This is a genomic window from Psychrobacter sp. 16-MNA-CIBAN-0192 (genome assembly GCF_040309565.1).
Lineage (GTDB): Bacteria > Pseudomonadota > Gammaproteobacteria > Pseudomonadales > Moraxellaceae > Psychrobacter.
The window spans coordinates 203,503-225,921 of sequence record NZ_JBEOOX010000002.1 but is presented as its reverse complement, the minus strand read 5'-3'; the positions used below and the strand labels follow the sequence as shown (position 1 = coordinate 225,921).

Genomic DNA, 22,419 nt, shown 5'->3' with positions numbered 1-22,419 from the left:
GACATCATATAATCAACAACATAACCACTTAAATTCAGGGTATAATAGAGCGCCTTTATAGCCGCCACTATTACAAAAAATTTGAATATTCATAAAATTTGTGGTATAAATGTCGGCTTTAAAATTTTCTGATTTGGTATGGCTGTTATTAGCCTTTAGATAACAGCTATATCAGTTCAACCTTCATATAGTTTTGTTTGGTGCAACGGTGCCGCTTGCTGTGTCCATGCCGCAAATACGTGCAACTTGCCCAGACTGGTATGAGAAAACCTCATACCTCATAGATTAGGAGTTCGCCATGTCTAGAGTTTGCCAAGTGACTGGAAAGCGCCCTATGGTGGGTAATAATGTTTCGCACGCAAACAACAAAACCCGTCGTCGCTTTCTACCAAACCTTCATCACCATCGTTTTTGGGTAGAATCTGAAAACCGTTTTGTACGTCTACGTATCTCTACTAAAGGTATGCGTATTATCGACAAATTAGGTATTGATAAAGTGTTAGCAGATTTGCGCGCACAAGGTCAAAAAGTTTAAGCCACGCGCTTGCATGCCATCATTTAAGGGAAAGCTATCATGAGAGATAAAATCAAATTGGTATCAACGGCTGGTACTGGCTATTACTATACCACCACCAAAAACAAGCGCACGATGCCTGGCAAAATGGAGATGAAGAAATTCGATCCAAAAATTCGCCAACACGTGATGTTTAAAGAAGCAAAAATTAAATAATCTTTATTGATTATTTAACGTAAAAAAAGGGTTTATCGATTGATAAACCCTTTTTTATTGCCTGTTGTTTATTATTAAAATCTTTAATCATAACTTACTGACTTTTATTAACATTTGCAATATCAAACAAAGGTTAACTTATTAGCTATAATGCGTTGGCTCTTTATCATAGACATGGGCATGCCATTGGCTCATTTGCTTTTTCATAATGACTTGAATAGCGGCATGAATCATATGCTGACCTATCGACTGGGTATCACTACCAAGTATCTCTCTCAGTTTATCAGAAAAATCAATGGTCATTAAAGGCTCATCGCTCTTTTCGGCATCACGCAATACCAGCTTGCCATCTTCTGCCTCTACCAACTCAAGCGTGGTTTCTTTGGCAAAGCCTGCAAATGGATCTGGACTGTCATTATCTACTTCTATCTCATTATCATATGGCATTCAGTGTTTTTCCTTATTATCCCGTTTTATCATTTTATATAGCGCCTTACATTACGACAAAAAGGGGCAAATACATTACCTTTACAATGGATGCGTTGCTTGCCAAATTCAAGGGAGTACTGATAAGTCTTCTGTATAAGCCAGCAAAAACAATGAATGCAATAGCCAATTTAATGCTAATAGGCACCTTAACGTTAATAGTTGGCTTAGCGCCAGTAGCGTAACTTAGCTATAGTAAATAAGAACGCGACAAACATGCCTAAATAGTAGACCAGTTTTAACTCTAAACTAGGGTCACGATATTTAAACGGTAATGCGACCGTTGCAGTAGCCGTCGGTAATATTAGTAACATCAATAGCCAGTTTTCAATGACATTGAGCCAACCTTGTAAGTCGGTGCCATGACGTAATGACGCTAAACCAAGTAGCAGACAGCCGATAATTAAGCTGGTAAAGAGACCGTTCGGCAAGTCTTTAGGATAGATAATATTGGCAATAGCTGCCGGTACGATTCGCATGCAAATTTCCAAAAATAATCACGCATGACGTATGCACATCACATCGATTAGGAACATTAATAAGGTTAAAAAAAAGTATTTAACAACCAATCAGCTGTAGCCACCCATCAACCAAAGCATAGCAATACAAGAGGTTAAACAGCCAAGACTAATTGCATTCCAACCTTCAATATGCACGCCATTTAGCTTATTAAACACCTTTGAACCCAGCCAAAACAGGAATGGAATGCCGACAACAAACGCAGGAACTAGTACAGCAGCATGGCGCAGCACATCGCCAACATCATCACCGGCTATTATTCGAAAGCCGTAACCTGCAAGGCTTAATATAAGGGCAAATATAGCCAAGCCTATGGTAATACCCTTAGGTACGAGGCTGCGCTTTTTAGAGGGCTGTTGCTTACCTTGCGCTATTGTAGAGGCGGACGAGGTCACTGTGTTTTGCGTATCCATAATTTACCTTCTATAACGTAGCTTTGTTGAGCATACCATTATGATGTCGATTAATACTTTAATATGGCAATATGCTCATAAACCAATAGTTCAATAACGTCTTTATTTACTACTGGTAGTGTTCACCAATGCCAACTCTTCACGCATGGCGTCAATAGCAGCACGATAATCAGACTGATTAAAAATAGCAGAACCAGCGACAAACATATCCGCACCTGCTTCAGCAATAGCGCGGATATTACTGGCTTTAATACCACCATCGACTTCTAAGCGAATATCGCGACCACTGGCATCAATAAGTTTGCGAACTGCACGTACTTTATCTAAAGTGCTCTCAATAAAGGACTGACCACCGAAACCTGGGTTGACGCTCATCAATAAGATTTGGTCAACTTTATCCATCACATAGTCTAAATGATGTAACGAGGTGGCAGGATTAAGCACCAAACCGCATTTTGCGCCGCCATCTTTAATCAGTTGCAATGAGCGGTCAACGTGAGCGCTGGCTTCTGGATGAAAGGTAATCACACTTGCACCTGCCTCTAAAAACTGCTCAATCATACCATCAACGGGCGACACCATCAGATGCACATCAATCGGCGCATCAATGCCATAATCGCGCAGCGCCTTACAAATCATGCTACCAAATGTCAAATTAGGCACATAATGATTGTCCATCACATCAAAATGAATGATATCCGCCCCTGCTTTTAAAACAGTTTCCACTTCTTCACCTAAACGAGCAAAGTCAGCAGATAAGATAGAAGGGGCGATTAAATAAGGCTGCGAAGGACAAATCATAATTGAGCTACCTAGTTAGGGTTTGCTAAAGATTGTAGACAAATTAAATCTTAGAAAAGATAAGTATGTTCAAACCTTTAAGATGGCGTAATCATACCATTATTGTGACTTATAGTGCGTTTTACAATAAGCGCGACCCACTACAAAGGAACGCTTTGCTTGATGTTTGGTCACGCGACCGCTTACCCGCTGACGCCACAAACGAAAAGAAGAAGACTTTAACTCCTGACGCATCAATTTAATCACAGCAGTTTCATTAAGCCGATAACTGTGCTCTATCGCCGCAAACGGTGTTCTGTCTTCCCACGCCATCTCTATCACACGTGATAGATCAGACGCTGAAAGTATCTTATTATCCGATACATTTTCTGACTTTGACAGACGCTCACTTGATTTAACGGTAATTAAGGTTTCAGCGTTAGTTTGAAGTTTTGCTTGCAATGCTGTGTCTATGTCCGCTTGCATGGTAGCAAGCGATGATGGAGAGTTTGCCATAACAATTTAGCCTTTAAGGAAGTATAAACATTGTTATTTCATTGTTTACTTAAAACATAGCCGCTAATTGCTAAGCTGTGCCATGCGCCAATGATGTTCAATATGATCGCCAATTACCGACTGAATAAAGTAGTAACTGTGGTCATGACCGGCTTGATAACGTAGTGTTAATGGCTGCTCTGCCCTCGCACACGCTTGCTGCAACTTTGACGTTTGTAATTGCCCATCTGCTAAGAACTCATCAGCAGCGCCTTGGTCTACCAAAATGCTGGTATATTGCTGACCGACAGTTTCAATAGTGTGAGCGGCATCGGACGCTTGCCATTTTTCTTTATCATCGCCGAAGTACGCTGTAAACGCCGCTTGACCCCATGCAGATTCACTGGCGGCGCAAACCGGCGATAAGGCTGAAACACTGACGAATTTACTAGGAAAGGTAAAGCCTAATAGTAGCGCGCCATGTCCACCCATTGAGTGACCCATAATCCCAATACTGGCAATACCAAATTCGGTACGCAACAAATCATATAGCTCATCGGCAATATAGCTTTGCATATTAAAGTTGTCTGACCACGGCGCGCACGTCGCATCAACGTAGTAGCTTGCCCCTTGCCCGACGAAATAACGCTCATCATTTGGCACATCTTGCTCATCACTACTTCTAGGAGAAGTATCTGGCGCAATGAATATCATGCCAAGCTCACTACATTTTTGTTGAAAATGTGCTTTATGAGTGACGTTATCTGCATTACAAGTTAGACCCGACAGATATAAAATCGCAGGGCATAAGTGTCCGGCAAGCGCTTCATCGGGCAAATAAATGCTAAAGGTCATCGGCGTTTTCGTGGCTTCAGACTGATGACGATAATAGCGCTGCTCACCATCAAAACAACGGTTTGTACTAATCGTAGTCAGCTTAGTATTGGCAGGCAAACTATGGGCTTGAGGGATACTCATGATAGATAATCCTTTTATATGACAATGATATAAAGCGTAATGATACAAATCGCAATTATTAAAATTAGCAAAAAACAAAAATAGCAGTTAATAAAAAGGCGCTAACACTTAAGTGCATAGCGCGTACGAAATATAGGCTTAATCTGATTTGTTATTATTTTTAGAGTTAACCTTAAGGCTAAACTTCTATTATACAAACTTAGTGCCATAAAACTGTAGGCTTTATATAAGAGCTTGTTAAGGCTTTATATAACCTTGAGTATTTATATTAGACTACTGCCCAAAGTTTTCACGGCATTTATGAGCGCTATATTTATAACGACTGCGGGTTACCGTATTGCCTCAGGTACAATGCGGATCTGACTACCCGTTACGTCATTATTATCATTTTCTATGACCATACTATCAAGTGTAGGATGGTCATTAATAGTAACAGTAGGCGGACGGGTCTTATCAAATAATACTTGCTCAAATGCAGGTAACGCAGTTTTCATTAAGCTGCCAATAACCATTTGTGGATTTGATGGCTCAAAACCCATAAAGCCTTCGCGCTCACGAACCCGTAAGCTGGCATCTTTAAATGCAGCGGCAAAGCTGGTATTTTCACGTAGACTTTCAGCAAAAAAGGCTTGTCCAAAATAAGTCATTTCCGCCGTATTGGTGCAGCCAAATGACATTTTATCTGCAGCGGAAGCAGTAATGACTACCGTGGTTGGTGACTGCAATTCATCAATGAATGAGCCTGAATAACAAGCAGACACCACAATCACCCGCCAGCGAATACCTGACGCATCGAGCGCCTGACGCAGCCATGCTGGATCTAAATCTTCCATCTCAATAGGTGGATTAGCAAGCTGCACAATATCCGTCGTACCATGTGACGACAAGGTTAATAGCAGCACGTCTTCATCAGCATTCATTTGCTGACCAATACGCTTTAACCCTTGCAAAATACTGGTTTTCGTAGCAATTGGCTCATCAAGCCAGCTATAGGTATTATTAATCAAAGTGAGCGAATTGCCACTGGTGCCAAAACGCACATCAAATAACTCACGAACGCGATTGATCTCGGAGCGAAAGACATTTTGTTCAGCAAAGCCGGCAACACCCATAAAATACCAGTCGCTTTTTCCCGGTATGTTCGGCTCAATGTTCGCTAATGCTTGCGCTAACAGTTGCGGTTGTTTATATAGTGCCGCCTCTTCCAATACGGGCTGTACTGGAATTTGTTTAAAAATAGGCTGATCGGCAATATTACGCTGCCAAATAGTCAATAGTGCCACCGCACCCACCAAAACGATTAACCGCTCCCACCACGGGGTTCGCAAACGACGAGCGAATAACCACAATAATGCCAGCGTTTGCCATAAAAACAATATTAAAAATAGTATGGGTAAAAAAGAATAACTCCACTCAGGCAACCAACCATGACTGCCCAAAAACTGCACCGCGCTTTGCAGCAGCGCTGATAAGGTATCCGCTACCAACCATAAAATTACTGGTACAAATACTAGCGACTGATTGCCCGCTCGGCGCGCTAAAATAATACCGCCAAGTAGAATAATCGTTGGCCAAATGAGATAGCTAACCAGCCCTTGCTCATTAAACACGCTACCACTTTCGGCAGCCAGCCATGAAAACAAGACATTACTACCGAGCGCTAATAACGCAAAAGTAGCAAACTGCATAAAGGTAGGCTTAACCCAAGAAAAGGCACGAGTTGACCCCACCAACATCCATAACGAAGCAATAATATTGGCAGCAAAATTAAGCGAAAAACGCTGAAGAGAGATGGTTTTGAGCGACGAAAGTGACAAAGACTTACACCTCTGGTCAGACGAGAAAAAAGAAGTGTTAGCAGAGAAGTGCTCACACTATTTAACAGTTTATCCTGCTAATTTGTCTCAATTGTAACGGATTGTGAGTGAAGACGATAAGACTGATTTGTAACTTGGATTTAGAGAGTATTTTAATAATTGATAATCGTTTTTATATCATAAAAGGATAGTTGTGCTTTGCATCCATTTGAGATATTGAGTACTAAGTTTGCCCATTAAAAAAGCGACCTTCTAAGAAGATCGCTTTTTAGAGTTTAAATATAGAAAATAAGGAGATAAAGAATTAACCGCCCTATTTAATTCAAAAAAACTATCTCATTAATAACTCATTGACGCGTTTAAGATAAGCTGCTGGATCATCTAACTGACCGCCATCTGCTAGCAGTGCTTGGTCAAAAATAACTTGTGCAAGCTTGTCAAAATCGACATCTGATTGCTCGCTGCTTTCTAATTTTTTAATGAGTGGATGGTCAGGGTTAATTTCTAATGTCGGTTTGCTCTCTGGTACATCTTGACCCATTTGCTTCAGCATTTGGATCATTTGTGGCGACAGCTCCCCTTCACCAACGACTAGACACGCTGGACTATCGACCAAACGTGTCGATACTTTAACGTCTTTGGCACGCTCGCCTAACGCCGTTTTTAGCTTATCAACGACTGGCTTCATGGTTTCTTGGGCCTTTTCAGCTTCGGCTTTTTCGGCTTCGTCCTGCAAGTCGCCCAAATCTACTGCACCTTTAGCGATATTCTGTAGCGGTGTCTCATCAAACGAGGTTAAGAAGTTCATCGCCCATTCGTCAACGCGACTGGTCATCAAAATAACTTCGATACCTTTTTTCTTAAATAGCTCTAGTTGTGGGCTATTTTTTGCTGCTGCCAGACTGTCAGCCGTTAGATAATAAATAGCTTTTTGACCGTCTTTCATACGCGCTTTATAGTCTTCAAAGCTGGTCGTCACACTATCCTGAGTACTGGTGGCATAACGCAGCAATTTGGCAATACGTTCTTGATTGCCCATGTCTTCGCCCACGCCTTCTTTGATAACATCACCAAATTCAGCGTAAAACTGCGCAAATTTTTCTTGTTTGTCCGAATCTTCGCTATTAGCCAGGCTTGCAAGCAAGGTCAAAATACGACGGGCGTTACCATCACGGATTGATTTAACATCGCGCGATTCTTGTAAAATTTCACGACTGACGTTCAATGGTAAATCGGCTGAATCAATCACCCCTTTTACAAAGCGCAGGTACATTGGCAGTAATTGCTCAGCGTCATCCATAATAAAGACGCGCTTCACGTATAGCTTTAAGCCATGCTGCTGCTCGCGGGTATATAAATCAACGGGCGCTTTTTTCGGTATATATAGCAATTGAGTATATTGAACACGACCTTCAACACGGTTATGCGTCCACGTGAGCGGCGCGTCCATGTCATAAGTGATGTTTTTATAAAAATCGACATATTCATCATCTTCAACGTCAGATGCCGTACGTGTCCATAAAGCGCTGGCTTTATTGATAGTTTCCCATTCGTCCGTTAAGACCATTTGACCATTGGCAGGCGTGTCGCTGCCTTCTTCAACCTCGTCTTCTTGCCAGATTTCTTTACGCATCTGAATCGGCAAACTGATATGGTCAGAATATTTATTCACTAACTGCTTAATTTTGCCACGGTCTAAATAGCTGTCTTCGCCTTCAGAATACTGTTCTTTCAAATGCAAAGTGATAGCGGTTCCGCGTTCTTCTTTAGTAATGTTCTCAACCGTAAAGCTGCCCGTGCCATCAGATACCCAGCGCACGCCATTTTCAGCAGGCTCGCCCGCTTTGCGGGTTTCAACGCTGATGGTGTCAGCGACGATAAAGCCTGAATAAAAACCAACCCCAAATTGACCAATCAGCTGACCGTCTTGCTTTTGTGAGTCGGATAATTTATCTAAAAATGCTTTGGTGCCAGATTTTGCAATCGTACCTAAGTTTTCGATTGCATCAGCTTCATTCATACCAATACCATTATCGGTAAAGGTAATGGTTTTAGCGTCTTCATCGACCGCAATTCGAATCTTTAATTCACCATCATCTTCATAAAGACTGTCATCATTGGTGGCTTCAAAACGCAATTTATCGCAAGCATCAGAGGCGTTTGACACGAGCTCACGTACGAAAATATCGGAATTAGAATAGAGTGAATGCGTCACTAGATGTAATAATTGGGCTACTTCTGCTTCAAAGGTATGTTTTTTTAATTCTGGGCTGCTTTTGTTGACATTGATGCTATCAACTTTTTGGTTATCAACTGGGTTCTGTTCACTCATAAAAAACTCCTTCGCTTTATGTTAAAAACTTATTATAAGATAGCAGTCATCAAACCAAAGGTACTCAATCAATATCAGAGAACTCACGTTTGAACACTGCTAAGCTGTTTATACTAATAGGGGCGCACAAGAAAATTTCAAGCGTAAAAACTTTATTGCATAAAAAACACCGCCCTAGTTTCCTAAGACGGTGTCATTGTCATGACATTTAGCTGATTAACTGCTTATATATAAATCTTATCCATTATAAGCAGCTAGGTAAATGACGAGCTGGATCTGAATCACGTGCTGCCATTGCATCTTCAACGCTTAAGCCTAGGGCTTTTGCCACCCCTGCGCCATAAGCGGCATCACACCAGTTGCAGTTACGAATATGACGATACTTGATAAAGACTAATGCGTCACCCATTCCTCGCGCGGTATTGTCAAACAGAGCTTGTTGTTGCTCAGCATTCATTAAGTTAAATAATGCGCGTGGCTGACTGAAATAATCGCTATCGTCTTCACGGAAATCATAATGCGCCGCATCACCGTCAATTTTTAATGGTGGCTCAGCATAATCAGGCTGCTCTTGCCACTGACTGAAGCTGTTTGGCTCATAATGCGGACGACTACCATAGTTGTCATCGACACGCCCTTCACCATCACGATGATTGCTCATCACAGGGCAACGTGGTTTGTTCACTGGAATCTGCTGATGATTGACACCAACACGATAACGCTGGGCATCGGCATAATTTACCAAACGGTTTTGTAGCATTTTATCCGGTGAAACGCTGATACCGGGTACTAGATTACTTGGGGCAAATGCTGCTTGTTCGACATCGACGAAATAATTGTCAGAATTTTTATTCAATTCAAACTCGCCAACTTCAATCAGCGGATAGTCGCCTTTTGGCCATACTTTGGTTAAATCAAACGGATGATAAGGGACGGTATCCGCCTCAGCTTCTGGCATGATTTGCACATACATTTTCCATTTCGGGAAATCACCATTTTCAATGGCATCGTACAAATCTTTTTGATGACTTTCGCGATCTGAACCAACGATATCTGCTGCTTCGGCATCAGTTAAGTTTTTGATACCTTGCTGAGTACGGAAGTGGAATTTGACCCAAAAGCGCTCATTGTCTGTATTCCAAAAACTATAGGTATGCGAACCAAAACCATGCATATTTCTATAGGAAGCTGGCAAACCACGATCACTCATGACAATAGTGACCTGATGCAAGGCTTCTGGCAGCAACGTCCAGAAATCCCAGTTATTGGTCGCCGAGCGCATATTGGTACGTGGGTCACGTTTAACCGCTTTATTTAAATCTGGGAATTTACGTGGGTCACGTAAAAAGAATACTGGAGTATTGTTGCCCACCATATCCCAATTGCCTTCTTCGGTATAAAACTTAAGGGCAAAACCGCGAATATCACGTTCAGCATCAGCGGCACCGCGCTCGCCTGCGACGGTACTAAAGCGCGCAAACATTTCCGTTTGCTTACCAACTTCGCTAAAGATATCAGCACGGGTATATTTAGTAATGTCATTGGTCACCGTAAAGGTACCAAATGCACCAGAGCCTTTAGCGTGCATACGGCGCTCAGGAATCACTTCGCGGGCAAAATTAGCGAGCTTTTCGTTGAGCCAAATATCTTGTGCTAATAATGGACCACGTTTACCTGCGGTGAGACTGTTTTGATTGTCTGCAACTGGGGCGCCATTGCCCATGGTCAATTGGGTCGGTGCATACGGACATTTTTTATCGTTGCTATTATCAGTGTTGTTATCGCTCATGGTTATATTCCTTTGAATAGCAAATGGATGAAAGTACAAAATCTATTCTGAATAAGCGTCTAGCGATAGTTCTAGAATAGTCGTCAGCTTGCTTGAAAAACGGTGCTTCTCTTTCATAGTAACCTATCCGTGCACCAATATTGCCGTGCTTGTCGTCTGATTAATTACTATTACAACCGATTGGCTTTGATTTGTATAATTAATTAATCACATGCTTTTGTTTTATTTTTCAGAACAACTATATTTATTTTTACTTTCATTTCATTCATTTTTTCATTCAAAGGCTTCTGCGTTAACCATGTCTATTAAATCTGTCATTATCTTGCATAAGGTATCGACTCGATTAAATAATACTGAGTATTTAGCACGGCATTGGGCGCACGGTAAGTATTTGCTCACTGCGTCCAAAGGGTCCATAAATATCATGCAATATGGCACTGGTTAATCCGATACCATCACTCCCGTATTGCTGCACTGCCTCTAGCCCAAGCCAGCGCCCTTCTGGCATACGGTGCATATGAATTTGTAAATCGGTATTGGGGAACATCCATTGTGCCTCCTCCAAGCCCAAACCCGTACGCGGCACAATGCCATTCGCTGTATCAACCATACCCATCAAATGAGTTAAATCATCCGTTGGCACGCCTGCTATCATATCGATGTCAGTGGTCACCCAAACCATGCCGCAACCGGGACGGCGATTGGGCACTGATGCCAGCTTTAACGTTTGGATATAACCGCCAGGCCAGCGGTGCATCTCCGTCCACTCCGGTAATTGCTCCGGCTGATAAAGCGCAACTGAATCTTCAATGCCAGCAATCACATGAGTATCTTGGGTCAGCAGTTGCCAAGCACGGGCAATGATGCAGGCGCGACCTTCACAGCTAAGCACGGCTTCTATCAGCGCAATGGTTTTGCCTGCTCGAATAAAATGAGTGGTAATTATCGTTTCGGCTAACGGTATCCGTCCCAAAATATCTAGGCTAATGCGTGCAAGTCGCATGTTTTCTTGTGGCGCAAATTGATTTAACTCATAAGTTAATAGCCCAGTTGCCGATGCCATATGCTGGTCATCTGGATTCCATGTACCTTGAGTATGATGCGTGGGCTGATAACGCGCAATATGGCTGCCATCCGCTTGCCGTTCGCGATTGATACATTGATAGTACGCGCTCATACTTGTCCTTAATTTAGCTGAATCCAAATTTAGACTGATTAGAATTTTAGGCTGATTGGAAATATCGCCTAGAGATTGACTTGGGCTACGGGAATACGCAGCTCTTTTGGTAAACTAAAGGTCACATTTTCTTCAATGCCTGCCAGCTCATCAGGAACTTCGCCGCCCCAATCTTGTAACTGCTGCAATACTTCTTGAATCAAAACTTCAGGCGCGGATGCCCCTGCGGTAACCCCAACACTTTGGATACCTTTAAACCAATTAACATCCATTTCACTGGCATTATCAATCAGATAAGCTTGGCAATCCATACGTTCAGCAAGCTCACGCAAGCGATTAGAATTCGATGAGTTTGGCGAACCGACCACCAGCACTACCTCACAACGACCCGCCAAATCTTTTACGGCATCTTGGCGGTTTTGAGTGGCATAACAGATATCGTCTTTGCGTGGTCCTTGAATGCTGGGGAATTTAGTCCGTAGCGCATCGATAACGCGAGCCGTATCATCCATTGACAGCGTCGTTTGAGTGACAAAGGCTAAACGCTCTGCATCTTGCACGGTCAATTTTTCAACATCAGCTTCATTTTCAACCAAATGAATATGCCCGCCATGCAGATGACTAAAGCGCCCCATCGTTCCTTCCACTTCAGGGTGTCCAGCATGACCAATCAATACCGCATCCATACCGTCATGAGCAAACTTTGCCACTTCCATATGCACTTTGGTCACCAGCGGACAAGTCGCATCAAATACGGTTAAGTCACGGCGCGCTGCCTCATCTTCAACGGCTTTTGATACGCCATGTGCAGAGAAAATCACAATCGCACCATCAGGTACTTCATGCAACTCTTCGACAAAGACTGCGCCGCGATTTGCCAAATCTGACACCACAAATTTATTATGCACCACTTCATGACGAACATAAATGGGCGGCGCAAAACGCAATAACGCTTGATTTACAATGGCAATGGCGCGATCAACACCCGCACAAAACCCACGAGGATTGGCAAGATAAATTTGCATAAGACGACCTATCATTGGATAATTTAGATTGGGCTAATAAATTAGGCTAATAAGTTGCTACTTTAGCATAATTCACACTTTTTCCGCACCTTTCAACCCCACTCTCCTCTTTTAGGACATTTTGCATGACAGGTTCATTATTTATTATCACCGCCGCCTCAGGTACGGGCAAGACTTCACTGGTCAAACAGCTGCTTGCCACCACCAATGACTTGACAGTCAGCGTGTCCCATACCACCCGTAGCCCGCGTCCGGGTGAAATTGATGGTCAGCATTATCATTTTACGGATGTGGAGACTTTTACCACAGCGATTGATGAAGGCAAATTTTTAGAGCATGCTGAAGTGTTTGGCAATTACTACGGCACATCCGAGCACAGCGTGCGCGCGCAATTGGAATCAGGTATTGACGTTATTTTAGAGATTGACTGGCAAGGGGCGCTACAAGTTAAACGCCTGTTTACCGATGCCATTATGATTTTTATTTTACCACCAAGCGTAGCAACATTACGCCAACGTCTCTCAACGCGTGCAACCGACAGCACCGACGTCATTGAACAGCGTTTAGCCGGCTCCGTACATGAAATGTCGCAGTATGTGCATGCAGATTATGTGGTGATTAATGATAATTTTGAAGTCGCACTAACGGAACTAAAAGCCATTATCGTTGCTGACAGACAAACGCTGGCGCGACAACAAAGTCGCTATCAAACGACAATTGCGACGTTATTACAAAAAGATGGCAGTCAGTCTCAGTAGTCATCTAAAAGCATTTAATAAATGGCGCTAAAAAGCCACTGCTTGTATGGCTAAAAAATGCTATAATGACACGTTATTACCCCTACATTTTATGATATATTTTATCAAGGCAGTACGTGCTCCTGTACACCGTGCTTAGACCCTGATAAATACAACCGAGGTAGCTATCTATGGCACGCGTAACGATTGAAGACTGTTTAGACAATGTGGATAATCGCTTTGAGTTGATATTGGTCGCCAGCAAGCGCGCCCGTCAATTGGCTAAAGGCACTGCTGAGCCATTGGTTGACGTTGATAACGACAAGCCAACCGTATTGGCATTACGCGAAATCGCTGCCGGTAAAATCACACGTGATATCCTTAATCAGCCAGAGCATCATTTTGCTACTAGCTCATTAGATTTGGCATTATCAGGCAATCACGGCTTCTAAATAGTGTTGCTTATTAATAAGCATTCTCTGATGAATATTTATGGGTAGTCGCTGATAAGCACTCATCTATCCATTTAGGTAAGAAAATAGACAAACGTTTATTTAAATAACCACAGTATCATGCTGTGGTTTTTGCCGTTTATAGGGTATTGATAACCAATAGTTATAACAACCCTCAGCTTTATTTACTCTCTCTTTGCGGTTAGTGGTTGACATTCAAGTCAATTTGCGATTAATTAGAGGGTGGTTTATAAATTATAATAATAACCATGTCAGCTGTATCTTCTTGCGTTTATCATTGTGCTATGTCTGTTTTATTTCATTTTCTTTTTAAGTTATCTAATTTACCTCTAAGTTAATTGATAACTTTACCTTTATAGTCCCTGTCAGCGGTTCCGTAAACACAATAGGATAGTCACTCTATGAGCCAAACCTTGCCCAAACTCAGTCATCATATGGTTGATGAAGCTCAATATAATTTGTTACGTTCGGTCGGCTATCTGAGTGTGGCTGAACGGCGCGATATTATTGACGCGTGTGAGTTCGGTGATATTGCCCATATTAAAGACAAGCGTAAATCTGGAGAGCCTTATATCACTCACCCGATTGCGGTTGCTGAAATATTGGCAGGCTTTCGCTTGGATCGCGACACGATTATTGCAGCGATTTTGCATGATACGGTAGAAGATACGGAAGTCAGTGATGAGCAGGTGGCGCAGCGTTATGGTGCAGTGGTTGCGCGGCTGGTCGATGGGGTAACCAAACTAAAATCCTCAAAGCACAATAAGCAAGAAAATAAGGCAGCAACCTTTCATAAGATATTGACCGCCACCCTTGATGATCCGCGCGTATTGATTATTAAGCTCGCTGACCGTCTACATAATATGTCCACCCTTGATTCGGTACGCCCTGAAAAACAGCGCTCAACGGCGCAAGAAACATTGGATTTTTATGTGCCTTTTGCTCGCTTGATGGGGCTAAATGACATTGCCGATTATATCGAAGTGTTGTGTTATCGCAATCTTGATTCAGATATGTATAACAAATTGTCTGATAAGTTATTGCAACATGGACTTGGGCGTAATTTTCAACGAGAAGCTATTCATCGTTATTTGACCATAGTATTGACCAATCTAGGGCTGAGCGGACACGTTAAAGTGCTCGACAATCGTGTGGTTATTTTCCGTCAATTTTTCCGTAATCGTGGTGAAATCAATGCTTTATTGCGCCATTATGCGTTTGAGATTGTGCTCGACAATATTGAAGAATGCGATAAGCTGGCGTATTATTTGATTAAAAAATATCAAATTGATGATGCCCATATTCAAGACAATATTCGCCGTCCGCTACCGGGTGGCAATCAATCGCTGACCCTGATTTATGAGCGCGATAATGACTTTGTTAAAGCCACGATTTTAACCAAGCAGATGCAACATGCAGCACGGCTTGGCGTTATTGGTGCCGAGCATGCTTCTGATGTGAGCCAATCAGTCATTCAAGCATCACTGCGTAACATGAAAGATTTGGTCGATGAAGACACGTTAAATGAGAATAGCCCTGACTTTTCAGCGGCGGTGTCGACCATTAACGATCTGATGGATTACCTGCATTCTAGTAAAATTCTTTGTTATAGTCCGCAAGGGCGTGCTTATGAGTTGCCACAAGGCGCAACCGCGCTCGATTTTGCCTATGCCGTAGGTCCTATGGTCGGTAACGTCGCGGTCGGTACCAATATTGATGGTAAAAAAGCACGTTTGGGCACAGTTGTCAAAAATGGGCAAACGGTTGAGATTGATGTTGAAAGTGATGCGGAGCCAAAAGCGGAATGGCTTGGCTTTGTAGTGACGAATAAAGCGCGTGAAGAAATTTTGCGTTGGTTTAAAGATTTAGCACCCGAAGGCAAGCAGCGTCATGGACAGCAAGCATTAGACCGTGCGCTACAAACGTATCAGAAAAGCCTTGATGACTTAAGCGCAAGCGATTGGGACAATCTACTTGAATGGCGCGGTTTGAGTGAAAAGAGTGCTTTATTTGAGCAAATCAGCTCAGGTACTTTGCTGCCGCAGCTGGTCGTTTCGCGCTTATTTAGTGATGAAGTCGCCTGTATCCAAGCCCAAGAGCACGGCACTGATATGGTGCAACCGCAGCAGCTGGTCGCCAATGCTGCGGGTGTTGAGCTCAACTTTGCCAACTGCTGTCATCCTATCTATGGTGACCCTATTGTTGGGCATCTGTCACGCCACGGACTGGTCGCCCATCGCCATAAATGCTTCTCTCTTGATGATATCCGTAAAGACAATCCTTATCAAATCATCCAATTGCGCTGGCGTGATGACAAAGCCATTCGACGTAATGATAACGGCGAATATGATGAAAAAATCCGTTTCCCTGCTTATTTAAAACTGTCCATTGCCCTCAGTGATGAGCAAATCAGCGAGGTCATTTATCATTTACGTCAGCTAAATATAGGTATCGAAACCGTTGATGTACGCAGTGGCGATACTATTGTGCATATTATCGTTCGTAGCCGTATTCATTTAGCCCAAGGTATTCGTAGTATGCGCTCGTTATTAGGCTTCCCTAATATTATGCGTTTGTATCAACTATAATATGGCTGACTTTAAATGAAGGTTTTAAAGGTTAAGAGTTTTAAAAATTTGAGTTAAAATGAAGTCCGATTGCTGCTAAATAAACCATGAAAAAGAGGATAAAACCCTTTATTATGGCTAGGTATAAACTCTCTAGCCAGCTGCTTAAACGTTAGCAACATTAAAAGTTAACCTATTTTAAACCCAAAAGGACATATCATGACTCGTCAAACCATCTCAACTGATAAAGCCCCTGCCGCTGTTGGTACTTACTCACAAGCAGTAAAAGTTGACAATACGGTCTACATCTCAGGTCAGCTTGGTCTTGATCCTGTGACCATGGAGTTGAAAGAAGGCTTTGCAGCCCAAGCGAAGCAAGCTTTTGAAAATATCAAAGCCATTTGCGAAGCCGCTGGTGGTAGCTTAAATGACGTGGTTAAATTTAACGTGTCTTTAACCGATTTAGATGATTTTGCGGCACTTAATGAGGTATTTGTGGCAAATTTAAGTGAGCCGTATCCTGCACGCGCTGCGGTGCAAGTAGCGGCGCTACCTAAAGGTGGTGTGGTTGAGATTGAGTCTATTTTATATATTGCTTAAGACTTTATAACTCAGTTATTCGGTACAGCCTACTAACCGCTATTAACTTAAAACTTGCTGCTATTGTCGTGAATCAATAAGCCCAAATATATTTATTTGGGCTTATTTGCGTTGCATGGTTTAATAGTTTTTATATTTCAGCTTCTATGTTTTAGTTCGTATATTTTAGCTACTTTATTTCGGTTATTATCTTTTAGACCCCATACTATTATTTTCACATTATAAGAGGCTGCTGCCGCGCGTTATGTTGGTACAAGTCGCTCTACCTGTTCCCCTTTATCGAGTATTTGACTATAGCGTGTCGGCAGATACGTGCGCTGTATTGCCTACTATTGGCAGCCGCGTTGAAGTCTCTTTTGGACGTCAAACACTTATCGGTATTGTGGTTGCTTATATTACTGAAGAAGATAGTAGCGTGCCTGCCAATAAACTAAAGCCAATTACGCAATGCTTGGACGATAGGCCTATTTTGGATGAGCATATGCTGGCATTGGCATCATGGCTGGCACGTTATTATCATTATCCTTTGGGCGATGTGCTGGCTGTTATGTTGCCAACGTTAATACGTCAAGGTAAACCGCTGGATTTGTTAATTACCCATTGGCGCATTTTACCGCATGTGACTGATACTGATTTTCGTGCCAATGCCAATAAGCAAAAGCAGCAATTTGATATGTTAAAGCTGCATGGCGTACGCGGTGCCAGTGAAGAGGTTTTATTATTAGAAGGAATGCAGCGCAGTTTTTTAACGACGTTAGAGGAAAAAGGGCTGATTGAGCGCTATATTGAGCTAAAGACAGCCCCTAAACCTGTCAGCTTGGCTAAAATGCCGCTGACATTGAATGACGAACAACAAGTAGCCGTTGATAGTATTCTTGACGCGCATCGTGCTGGGCTATATAGCGGATTTTTATTAAACGGCATCACCGGTAGTGGTAAGACAGAAGTGTACTTGCAAGCGATGCAAGCGGTATTAGAAGCGGGTCAGCAAGTGCTGATTTTAGTGCCAGAGATTGGACTGACACCGCAGACCCGAGCACGCTTTGCCAGTCGTTTTGCGGCGCAAATTGTGCTGTTACATTCGGGCATGAGCGATACGTATCGGCTGCAAGGCTGGCAAGATTGCCGCACGGGTCACGCGCAAATCATTATCGGTACACGTTCAGCAGTGCTGTATCCTTTCGCTAATCTTGGGTTGATTATCGTCGATGAAGCACACGATGGGTCTTATAAACAACAAGATAGCCTGCGCTATCATGCGGCTGACTTAGCATTATATCGCGGTACGCAAGCCCGTATTCCGGTAGTGCTCGGTACGGCAACGCCAACTCTTGAGCATTTAAAACTGGTGGTAGATGGTAAATTAATAGAATGCCAACTACGTACGCGAGCAGGTAGTGCTAAGCTTGCCAGCATGCAGCTGATTGATGCGCGCTTGCAATCGACCCATCAGCAAAATCAAGATGATGGGGCACGTTATGATACTGGACTAACGGATCAGCTAATTGGTGCAATAAAGCAAACTTTGGAAGCTGGTGAGCAAGTACTCATTTTTCTAAATAGGCGCGGTTATGCCCCTGTTTTACTCTGTGAAGCGTGTGGTTGGCAAGCTGATTGTCCACGCTGCGATGCCCATTTAACGGTGCATTATAGCAATCAGTCCAATCACAATTCGTACCTTAAATGCCATCACTGCGATTGGCAAGCGTATATTCCTGCGGTATGTCCCGATTGTAGCAGTCAAAATATAGCCGCTAAAGGCATGGGCACTACCCGATTGAGCGAAAATTTGCATGCTATTTTTGCCAATCCACAAACCAGCAAACAGCTTTATCCCATTATTCAAATCGACCGTGATACCACACGCAAAAAGGACAGCTGGGAAAAAATTTATCAGCAAATCAATACCGGCAAACCTGCCATCTTGGTTGGTACGCAAATGGTTGCTAAAGGGCATCATTTCCCCAATGTTACCTTGGTTTGTTTGCCCAATGCGGATCGCGGCTTTTTGTCCGCTGATTTCCGTTCGCCTGAACACACGGCTCAGCTTATGATTCAGGTCGCAGGGCGTGCTGGACGCGGTGATAAAGCTGGACGCGTACTTATTCAAACCTTACAACCTGATAATCCCCTATTGCTTAAACTGGTTAAAGAGGGCTATTTACCCTTTGCTCATGAGTTACTACAAGAGCGTAAAATGATGGGATTGCCGCCTTATAGTTATGCGGCTTTGATTCGCTGTGAAGGGAAAACGTTGGTTGCTACGACCCAAGCGTTAAAAGATGCCATTGCGCTCTTGCCAGCCGAACATCATTTAGCGGTACTCGGTCCTATCGATGCGCCTATGACTAAAAAAAACAGCCGTTATCATGCGCAACTGTTATTACTCGCAAAAAACCGCAATCAATTACATCACGTATTACACCATTGGTGGCAACCCGTACTTGCATTGCCCAGCGCAAAGTATTTAAAGCTCACTTTAGATATTGACCCAGTTGGTTGGTAAAGTTTTTATCTTTATTTTTCTCTTTATTTAAATTTAACTTTATATTAGTGTTGGCTTTAAAACTGATACTTGTGGTTTACAGCTATTTATTAGCGGATATGTTAAGTTTTTTAGATGCTTTACTGATATCCACTATTTTTAACTTTTATTATTCTGAGTGACATTATGAGTCCAAACCCTTCCCAGCATGAATCAAATAATGATGAACACTTAGATGAACACTTAGATGAACATTTAGACGGTCATTCTGACAACCATAATGCTGAGCAGAGTACCAAAGGCTATCAGCGTACTTTATTATTTAGCTTTATTATCATTGCTGGTTATATGGTGGTTGAAGCGATTGGCGGCTGGCTGACTGGCAGCTTAGCGCTACTGTCTGATGCTGGGCACATGCTGAGCGATGCCATTGCCTTGGGCGCAACGCTACTGGCTTTTAAAATCGGTGAAAAAGCAGCCACCAGTCAAAAAACTTTTGGCTATAAACGCTTTGAGATATTGGTGGCAGGGGTTAATGGAGCGACACTGGTCATTATCGCGCTAATGATTTTTTACGAAGCCATTAAACGCTTTAATTCACCGCCAGAAATCGCCACCCAAGGGATGCTTATTATCGCCACCATCGGTATGTTGGTAAATATACTAGTGGCTTGGCTGATGCATCGTGGCAGTCACGATGATGAAGGTCATGGTCATCAACATGGCGCAGCAGTTGATAACAAAGACACGCATAACGAGAAAACCCGTACAAAAAAACCAGCTAACCTTAATATGCAAAGTGCCTATTTGCATGTGTTAAGTGATTTAATGGGTTCAGTTGCCGCTATTATTGCTGCGTTATTAATGATGACGTTGGGCTGGGTATGGGCAGATGCTGCTGCTTCCGTTATCGTCGCAATATTGATATTAATCAGTGGTTACCGCGTGGTGCGCGATTCGGTACATATCTTGATGGAAGGGACGCCAAAAGGCTTATCAGTAGAGACAATTGAGCAGCGCTTGGTTGAGCATGTGCAGGTACAAAAAGTGCATGATATCCACGTTTGGAGCATTACCAGTGGATTGCATGCGCTATCATGTCATGTGATTGTCGATGGTGATATGACTATTCATGAAGCAAGTGTGCTCATTGCGGAGCTTGAAAAGCGCTTGCAAGATTTGGGTATCAGCCATGCGACTATACAAATTGAAAGCGGCACTCACCCACAAACCGTCGCCCATTCTGATACGCTGGTTTGCGATATTTCTGCCCGTCCTATAAAAAATAAAGATGGTCATCATGGGCATTCGCATTGAACAATATATCTAGAGAATTATTAATGAAGTCGATTATTTCCTAAAAATATATCGAAATAGTGGTAACAGTGACCAAATTAAAACGCCAATACAGATGCTAAAACCAATGATTATTATACTTATTCTAATGCCCCAATCCAGATTACCATTCCAAACATGCGGAGCGATGGGTGGACCCATAGTAGCACCAAAAGCTAAAAGATAACCAAACATGAGCGTAAAGCCGGTAATGACAAGCCGTATAAAAACTATTAAAACGATATCTATCCAATTGTCAGTATTTTTAGGCGCTAAAAACTTTAACATACCATTTACTCCTTTGACTTTTTAATTTATGCGTTTATAAGCCTGATAATTGTGGTATTTACGATAGCCATAACGAATAGTCGACCAAAAAAACCAAATCGGCGTGAGCAGCCAAACCAGCGTGCCGAGACCTAATAAAGTAACTCGAATACTCATATCAAGCCCTCCATCCATAATGTTAGGTAAATAAGCAGGACCCATATTAGACGCCATAAGCAGCCAAAATCCGAAACCTAAAAGCAATCCAGCACTTAATAGATTTAGTATCACTTTACTCAGAATATCCAAAATAAAACGATACTTTTGATAAGTCGTTGTTGTTTCTTTATCTCTATTCTTATACACACTCCTCTCCCTAACTGTCTTTCCCTATCAATTCTAGCGTGCGCTTAATATAACCTTTCTATAACTTCTTTAAGACTTTTTTATAGACAGTCGTCACTTATTAAACCAATTTTTTAAAAGAGAAACTCACATATCCATATGATAAATGGGCAATATAAAATTGCTAGGCTCAATAATTATCAACAAATTAATCGCACGCCCATTTATAGCGTTGTGTTAGGATGGGAAAAATGATAAAAATAATAGGCGCTTGATTATGGTTTATTATTAATATTGTTATTCATTTGCTTTATAAAACCTTTTACTTACTATCATTTGATGACCTATTGCTATGTCTAGACGATCAGCCGCTTTTGTCGCCCCAGATTTAGAGGACAGTATCCTTGACCCTCTATCTACAGAGGGCAAAAAACATGCGAAACTGTTGCTCTCAACGCTGCAAGAGGATATCGCACGTTTTCGGGATGCTCATTTTCCGCCTGATATTTTACGTCAAGTCCGTGACATGCCCATTTATGAAGGTAATTTGGCAGAAGTCCAAGCCTATAAGGAAGACTGGCAAGCGCTTATTGATCGGGCGATGGCGTTTTATCCGAGTGCGTATCTGCCACCAGATTATCTACCGCTTCCTGCCAGCCTTGAGATTCCGCAGTTTGTTTATCATGTGCAGCGCTTACATCTCACCAAAACTCGAGCCAAAGAATCAAAAAGCTTTGGCTCTGTTGGTGCGCTGATAGATAAATGTGGCGATTATACGCCGCAAGAAATTGCGCGGATGTCAGCCGTATTTGAGGCTAATAATGAGGCGCGCTTGGTGGCGCATCGAGAGTTTATTGATTTGCGTGCTTATGTGTTTTGCCGTGATAATAAGGGCGAGATGCTAGAGCCTGAACGTCTGCGTTTTTACCGTACCGGACTTATTGTCCACGCCCTGCCAGATTTTAAAATTATTGACAGTCGGCAAACGCCGCGTAAGCGCCGTAATGATGCTTATAACAATCCATTAGCGGACAATGGCGAGTGGAAAATCTATTGTAAAAAATAATTT

At 42.5% G+C, this 22,419-nt stretch carries 22 protein-coding genes; 9 read left to right on the top strand and 13 right to left on the bottom strand.

Features of this window, described 5'->3' with window-relative positions; genetic code table 11:
- Positions 1–298 precede the first annotated feature (298 nt).
- Both rpmB and rpmG read left to right on the top strand, forming a co-directional pair.
- Complete coding sequence (rpmB, locus tag AAEY78_RS02830) at positions 299–535, top strand: 50S ribosomal protein L28 (protein WP_352337154.1); 237 nt, start codon at positions 299–301, stop codon at positions 533–535.
- 39 nt (positions 536–574) lie between these two features.
- Positions 575–730 carry a 50S ribosomal protein L33 gene (gene rpmG / locus AAEY78_RS02825; RefSeq protein WP_045444249.1) on the top strand — a complete coding sequence of 52 codons (156 nt, stop codon included), beginning with the start codon at positions 575–577 and terminating at the stop codon, positions 728–730.
- A 141-nt stretch (positions 731–871) separates the two neighbouring features.
- Here the strand turns inward: rpmG and AAEY78_RS02820 are convergent, their stop codons facing one another.
- From AAEY78_RS02820 to ispH, 11 genes are all read right to left on the bottom strand, one after another.
- Entirely contained in the window at positions 872–1,177 is a 306-nt protein-coding gene (locus AAEY78_RS02820; RefSeq protein ID WP_352337151.1) for a hypothetical protein, read from the bottom strand.
- A gap of 206 nt (positions 1,178–1,383) precedes the next feature.
- Positions 1,384–1,695, bottom strand: a complete 312-nt coding sequence (locus AAEY78_RS02815; RefSeq protein ID WP_352337149.1) for a hypothetical protein — start codon at positions 1,693–1,695, stop codon at positions 1,384–1,386.
- Between the two features lie 90 nt (positions 1,696–1,785).
- Positions 1,786–2,148: a hypothetical protein gene (locus AAEY78_RS02810; RefSeq protein ID WP_352337146.1), complete on the bottom strand. Its 363-nt coding sequence runs from the start codon at positions 2,146–2,148 to the stop codon at positions 1,786–1,788.
- Positions 2,149–2,250: 102 nt separating this feature from the next.
- The gene (gene rpe, locus AAEY78_RS02805; RefSeq protein WP_352337144.1) at positions 2,251–2,949 is read right to left on the bottom strand and encodes a ribulose-phosphate 3-epimerase; all 699 of its coding nucleotides are present in this window, start codon (positions 2,947–2,949) and stop codon (positions 2,251–2,253) included.
- A gap of 99 nt (positions 2,950–3,048) precedes the next feature.
- Positions 3,049–3,297, bottom strand: a complete 249-nt coding sequence (locus AAEY78_RS02800) for a TIGR03643 family protein (RefSeq protein WP_502943633.1) — start codon at positions 3,295–3,297, stop codon at positions 3,049–3,051.
- A gap of 210 nt (positions 3,298–3,507) precedes the next feature.
- Positions 3,508–4,401, bottom strand: coding sequence for an S-formylglutathione hydrolase (gene fghA, locus AAEY78_RS02795; protein ID WP_352337142.1), 894 nt, complete (start codon positions 4,399–4,401; stop codon positions 3,508–3,510).
- A gap of 329 nt (positions 4,402–4,730) precedes the next feature.
- Positions 4,731–6,218 carry a C13 family peptidase gene (locus AAEY78_RS02790; protein WP_352337140.1) on the bottom strand — a complete coding sequence of 496 codons (1,488 nt, stop codon included), beginning with the start codon at positions 6,216–6,218 and terminating at the stop codon, positions 4,731–4,733.
- 331 nt (positions 6,219–6,549) lie between these two features.
- Positions 6,550–8,550 carry a molecular chaperone HtpG gene (gene htpG, locus AAEY78_RS02785; protein WP_352337138.1) on the bottom strand — a complete coding sequence of 667 codons (2,001 nt, stop codon included), beginning with the start codon at positions 8,548–8,550 and terminating at the stop codon, positions 6,550–6,552.
- A gap of 244 nt (positions 8,551–8,794) precedes the next feature.
- Complete coding sequence (locus tag AAEY78_RS02780) at positions 8,795–10,339, bottom strand: catalase (protein ID WP_352337136.1); 1,545 nt, start codon at positions 10,337–10,339, stop codon at positions 8,795–8,797.
- A gap of 361 nt (positions 10,340–10,700) precedes the next feature.
- On the bottom strand, positions 10,701–11,516 hold the full coding sequence (locus tag AAEY78_RS02775; protein WP_352337134.1) for a thioesterase family protein: 816 nt from the start codon (positions 11,514–11,516) through the stop codon (positions 10,701–10,703).
- A gap of 68 nt (positions 11,517–11,584) precedes the next feature.
- Positions 11,585–12,541 carry a 4-hydroxy-3-methylbut-2-enyl diphosphate reductase gene (gene ispH, locus AAEY78_RS02770; RefSeq protein ID WP_352337132.1) on the bottom strand — a complete coding sequence of 319 codons (957 nt, stop codon included), beginning with the start codon at positions 12,539–12,541 and terminating at the stop codon, positions 11,585–11,587.
- Between the two features lie 125 nt (positions 12,542–12,666).
- Between ispH and gmk the strand changes: the two genes are divergently transcribed.
- From gmk to AAEY78_RS02740, 6 genes are all read left to right on the top strand, one after another.
- A complete protein-coding gene (gene gmk, locus AAEY78_RS02765; protein ID WP_352337130.1) occupies positions 12,667–13,299 on the top strand; it encodes a guanylate kinase in 633 nt (210 codons plus the stop codon).
- A gap of 170 nt (positions 13,300–13,469) precedes the next feature.
- A complete protein-coding gene (rpoZ, locus tag AAEY78_RS02760; protein WP_352337128.1) occupies positions 13,470–13,730 on the top strand; it encodes a DNA-directed RNA polymerase subunit omega in 261 nt (86 codons plus the stop codon).
- A gap of 422 nt (positions 13,731–14,152) precedes the next feature.
- Positions 14,153–16,339: a RelA/SpoT family protein gene (locus tag AAEY78_RS02755; RefSeq protein WP_352337126.1), complete on the top strand. Its 2,187-nt coding sequence runs from the start codon at positions 14,153–14,155 to the stop codon at positions 16,337–16,339.
- Positions 16,340–16,537: 198 nt separating this feature from the next.
- Positions 16,538–16,918: a RidA family protein gene (locus AAEY78_RS02750; protein ID WP_352337124.1), complete on the top strand. Its 381-nt coding sequence runs from the start codon at positions 16,538–16,540 to the stop codon at positions 16,916–16,918.
- A gap of 244 nt (positions 16,919–17,162) precedes the next feature.
- Positions 17,163–19,424: a primosomal protein N' gene (locus tag AAEY78_RS02745; RefSeq protein WP_352337122.1), complete on the top strand. Its 2,262-nt coding sequence runs from the start codon at positions 17,163–17,165 to the stop codon at positions 19,422–19,424.
- A 165-nt stretch (positions 19,425–19,589) separates the two neighbouring features.
- Entirely contained in the window at positions 19,590–20,720 is a 1,131-nt protein-coding gene (locus tag AAEY78_RS02740) for a cation diffusion facilitator family transporter (protein ID WP_352337120.1), read from the top strand.
- Between the two features lie 33 nt (positions 20,721–20,753).
- Here the strand turns inward: AAEY78_RS02740 and AAEY78_RS02735 are convergent, their stop codons facing one another.
- Positions 20,754–21,026, bottom strand: a complete 273-nt coding sequence (locus AAEY78_RS02735) for a hypothetical protein (protein WP_352337118.1) — start codon at positions 21,024–21,026, stop codon at positions 20,754–20,756.
- Between the two features lie 21 nt (positions 21,027–21,047).
- Positions 21,048–21,371 (bottom strand): hypothetical protein, encoded by a 324-nt coding sequence (locus tag AAEY78_RS02730; protein ID WP_352337116.1) that lies wholly within the window; start codon positions 21,369–21,371, stop codon positions 21,048–21,050.
- Positions 21,372–21,702: 331 nt separating this feature from the next.
- Between AAEY78_RS02730 and AAEY78_RS02725 the strand changes: the two genes are divergently transcribed.
- Entirely contained in the window at positions 21,703–22,416 is a 714-nt protein-coding gene (locus tag AAEY78_RS02725) for a hypothetical protein (RefSeq protein ID WP_352337114.1), read from the top strand.
- The last annotated feature ends 3 nt before the right edge of the window (positions 22,417–22,419 follow it).

Coding starts and splice junctions, on each gene's coding strand:
- rpmB (WP_352337154.1), top strand. CDS start 299: ATGTCTAGAGTTTGCCAAGTGACTGGAAAGCGCCCTATGGTGGGTAAT.
- AAEY78_RS02775 (WP_352337134.1), bottom strand. CDS start 11,516: ATGAGCGCGTACTATCAATGTATCAATCGCGAACGGCAAGCGGATGGC.
- fghA (WP_352337142.1), bottom strand. CDS start 4,401: ATGAGTATCCCTCAAGCCCATAGTTTGCCTGCCAATACTAAGCTGACT.
- AAEY78_RS02810 (WP_352337146.1), bottom strand. CDS start 2,148: ATGGATACGCAAAACACAGTGACCTCGTCCGCCTCTACAATAGCGCAA.
- AAEY78_RS02745 (WP_352337122.1), top strand. CDS start 17,163: ATGTTGGTACAAGTCGCTCTACCTGTTCCCCTTTATCGAGTATTTGAC.
- htpG (WP_352337138.1), bottom strand. CDS start 8,550: ATGAGTGAACAGAACCCAGTTGATAACCAAAAAGTTGATAGCATCAAT.
- AAEY78_RS02725 (WP_352337114.1), top strand. CDS start 21,703: ATGTCTAGACGATCAGCCGCTTTTGTCGCCCCAGATTTAGAGGACAGT.
- AAEY78_RS02750 (WP_352337124.1), top strand. CDS start 16,538: ATGACTCGTCAAACCATCTCAACTGATAAAGCCCCTGCCGCTGTTGGT.
- rpmG (WP_045444249.1), top strand. CDS start 575: ATGAGAGATAAAATCAAATTGGTATCAACGGCTGGTACTGGCTATTAC.
- AAEY78_RS02815 (WP_352337149.1), bottom strand. CDS start 1,695: ATGCGAATCGTACCGGCAGCTATTGCCAATATTATCTATCCTAAAGAC.
- rpe (WP_352337144.1), bottom strand. CDS start 2,949: ATGATTTGTCCTTCGCAGCCTTATTTAATCGCCCCTTCTATCTTATCT.
- AAEY78_RS02735 (WP_352337118.1), bottom strand. CDS start 21,026: ATGTTAAAGTTTTTAGCGCCTAAAAATACTGACAATTGGATAGATATC.
- AAEY78_RS02755 (WP_352337126.1), top strand. CDS start 14,153: ATGAGCCAAACCTTGCCCAAACTCAGTCATCATATGGTTGATGAAGCT.
- AAEY78_RS02740 (WP_352337120.1), top strand. CDS start 19,590: ATGAGTCCAAACCCTTCCCAGCATGAATCAAATAATGATGAACACTTA.
- ispH (WP_352337132.1), bottom strand. CDS start 12,541: ATGCAAATTTATCTTGCCAATCCTCGTGGGTTTTGTGCGGGTGTTGAT.
- AAEY78_RS02780 (WP_352337136.1), bottom strand. CDS start 10,339: ATGAGCGATAACAACACTGATAATAGCAACGATAAAAAATGTCCGTAT.
- AAEY78_RS02820 (WP_352337151.1), bottom strand. CDS start 1,177: ATGCCATATGATAATGAGATAGAAGTAGATAATGACAGTCCAGATCCA.
- gmk (WP_352337130.1), top strand. CDS start 12,667: ATGACAGGTTCATTATTTATTATCACCGCCGCCTCAGGTACGGGCAAG.
- rpoZ (WP_352337128.1), top strand. CDS start 13,470: ATGGCACGCGTAACGATTGAAGACTGTTTAGACAATGTGGATAATCGC.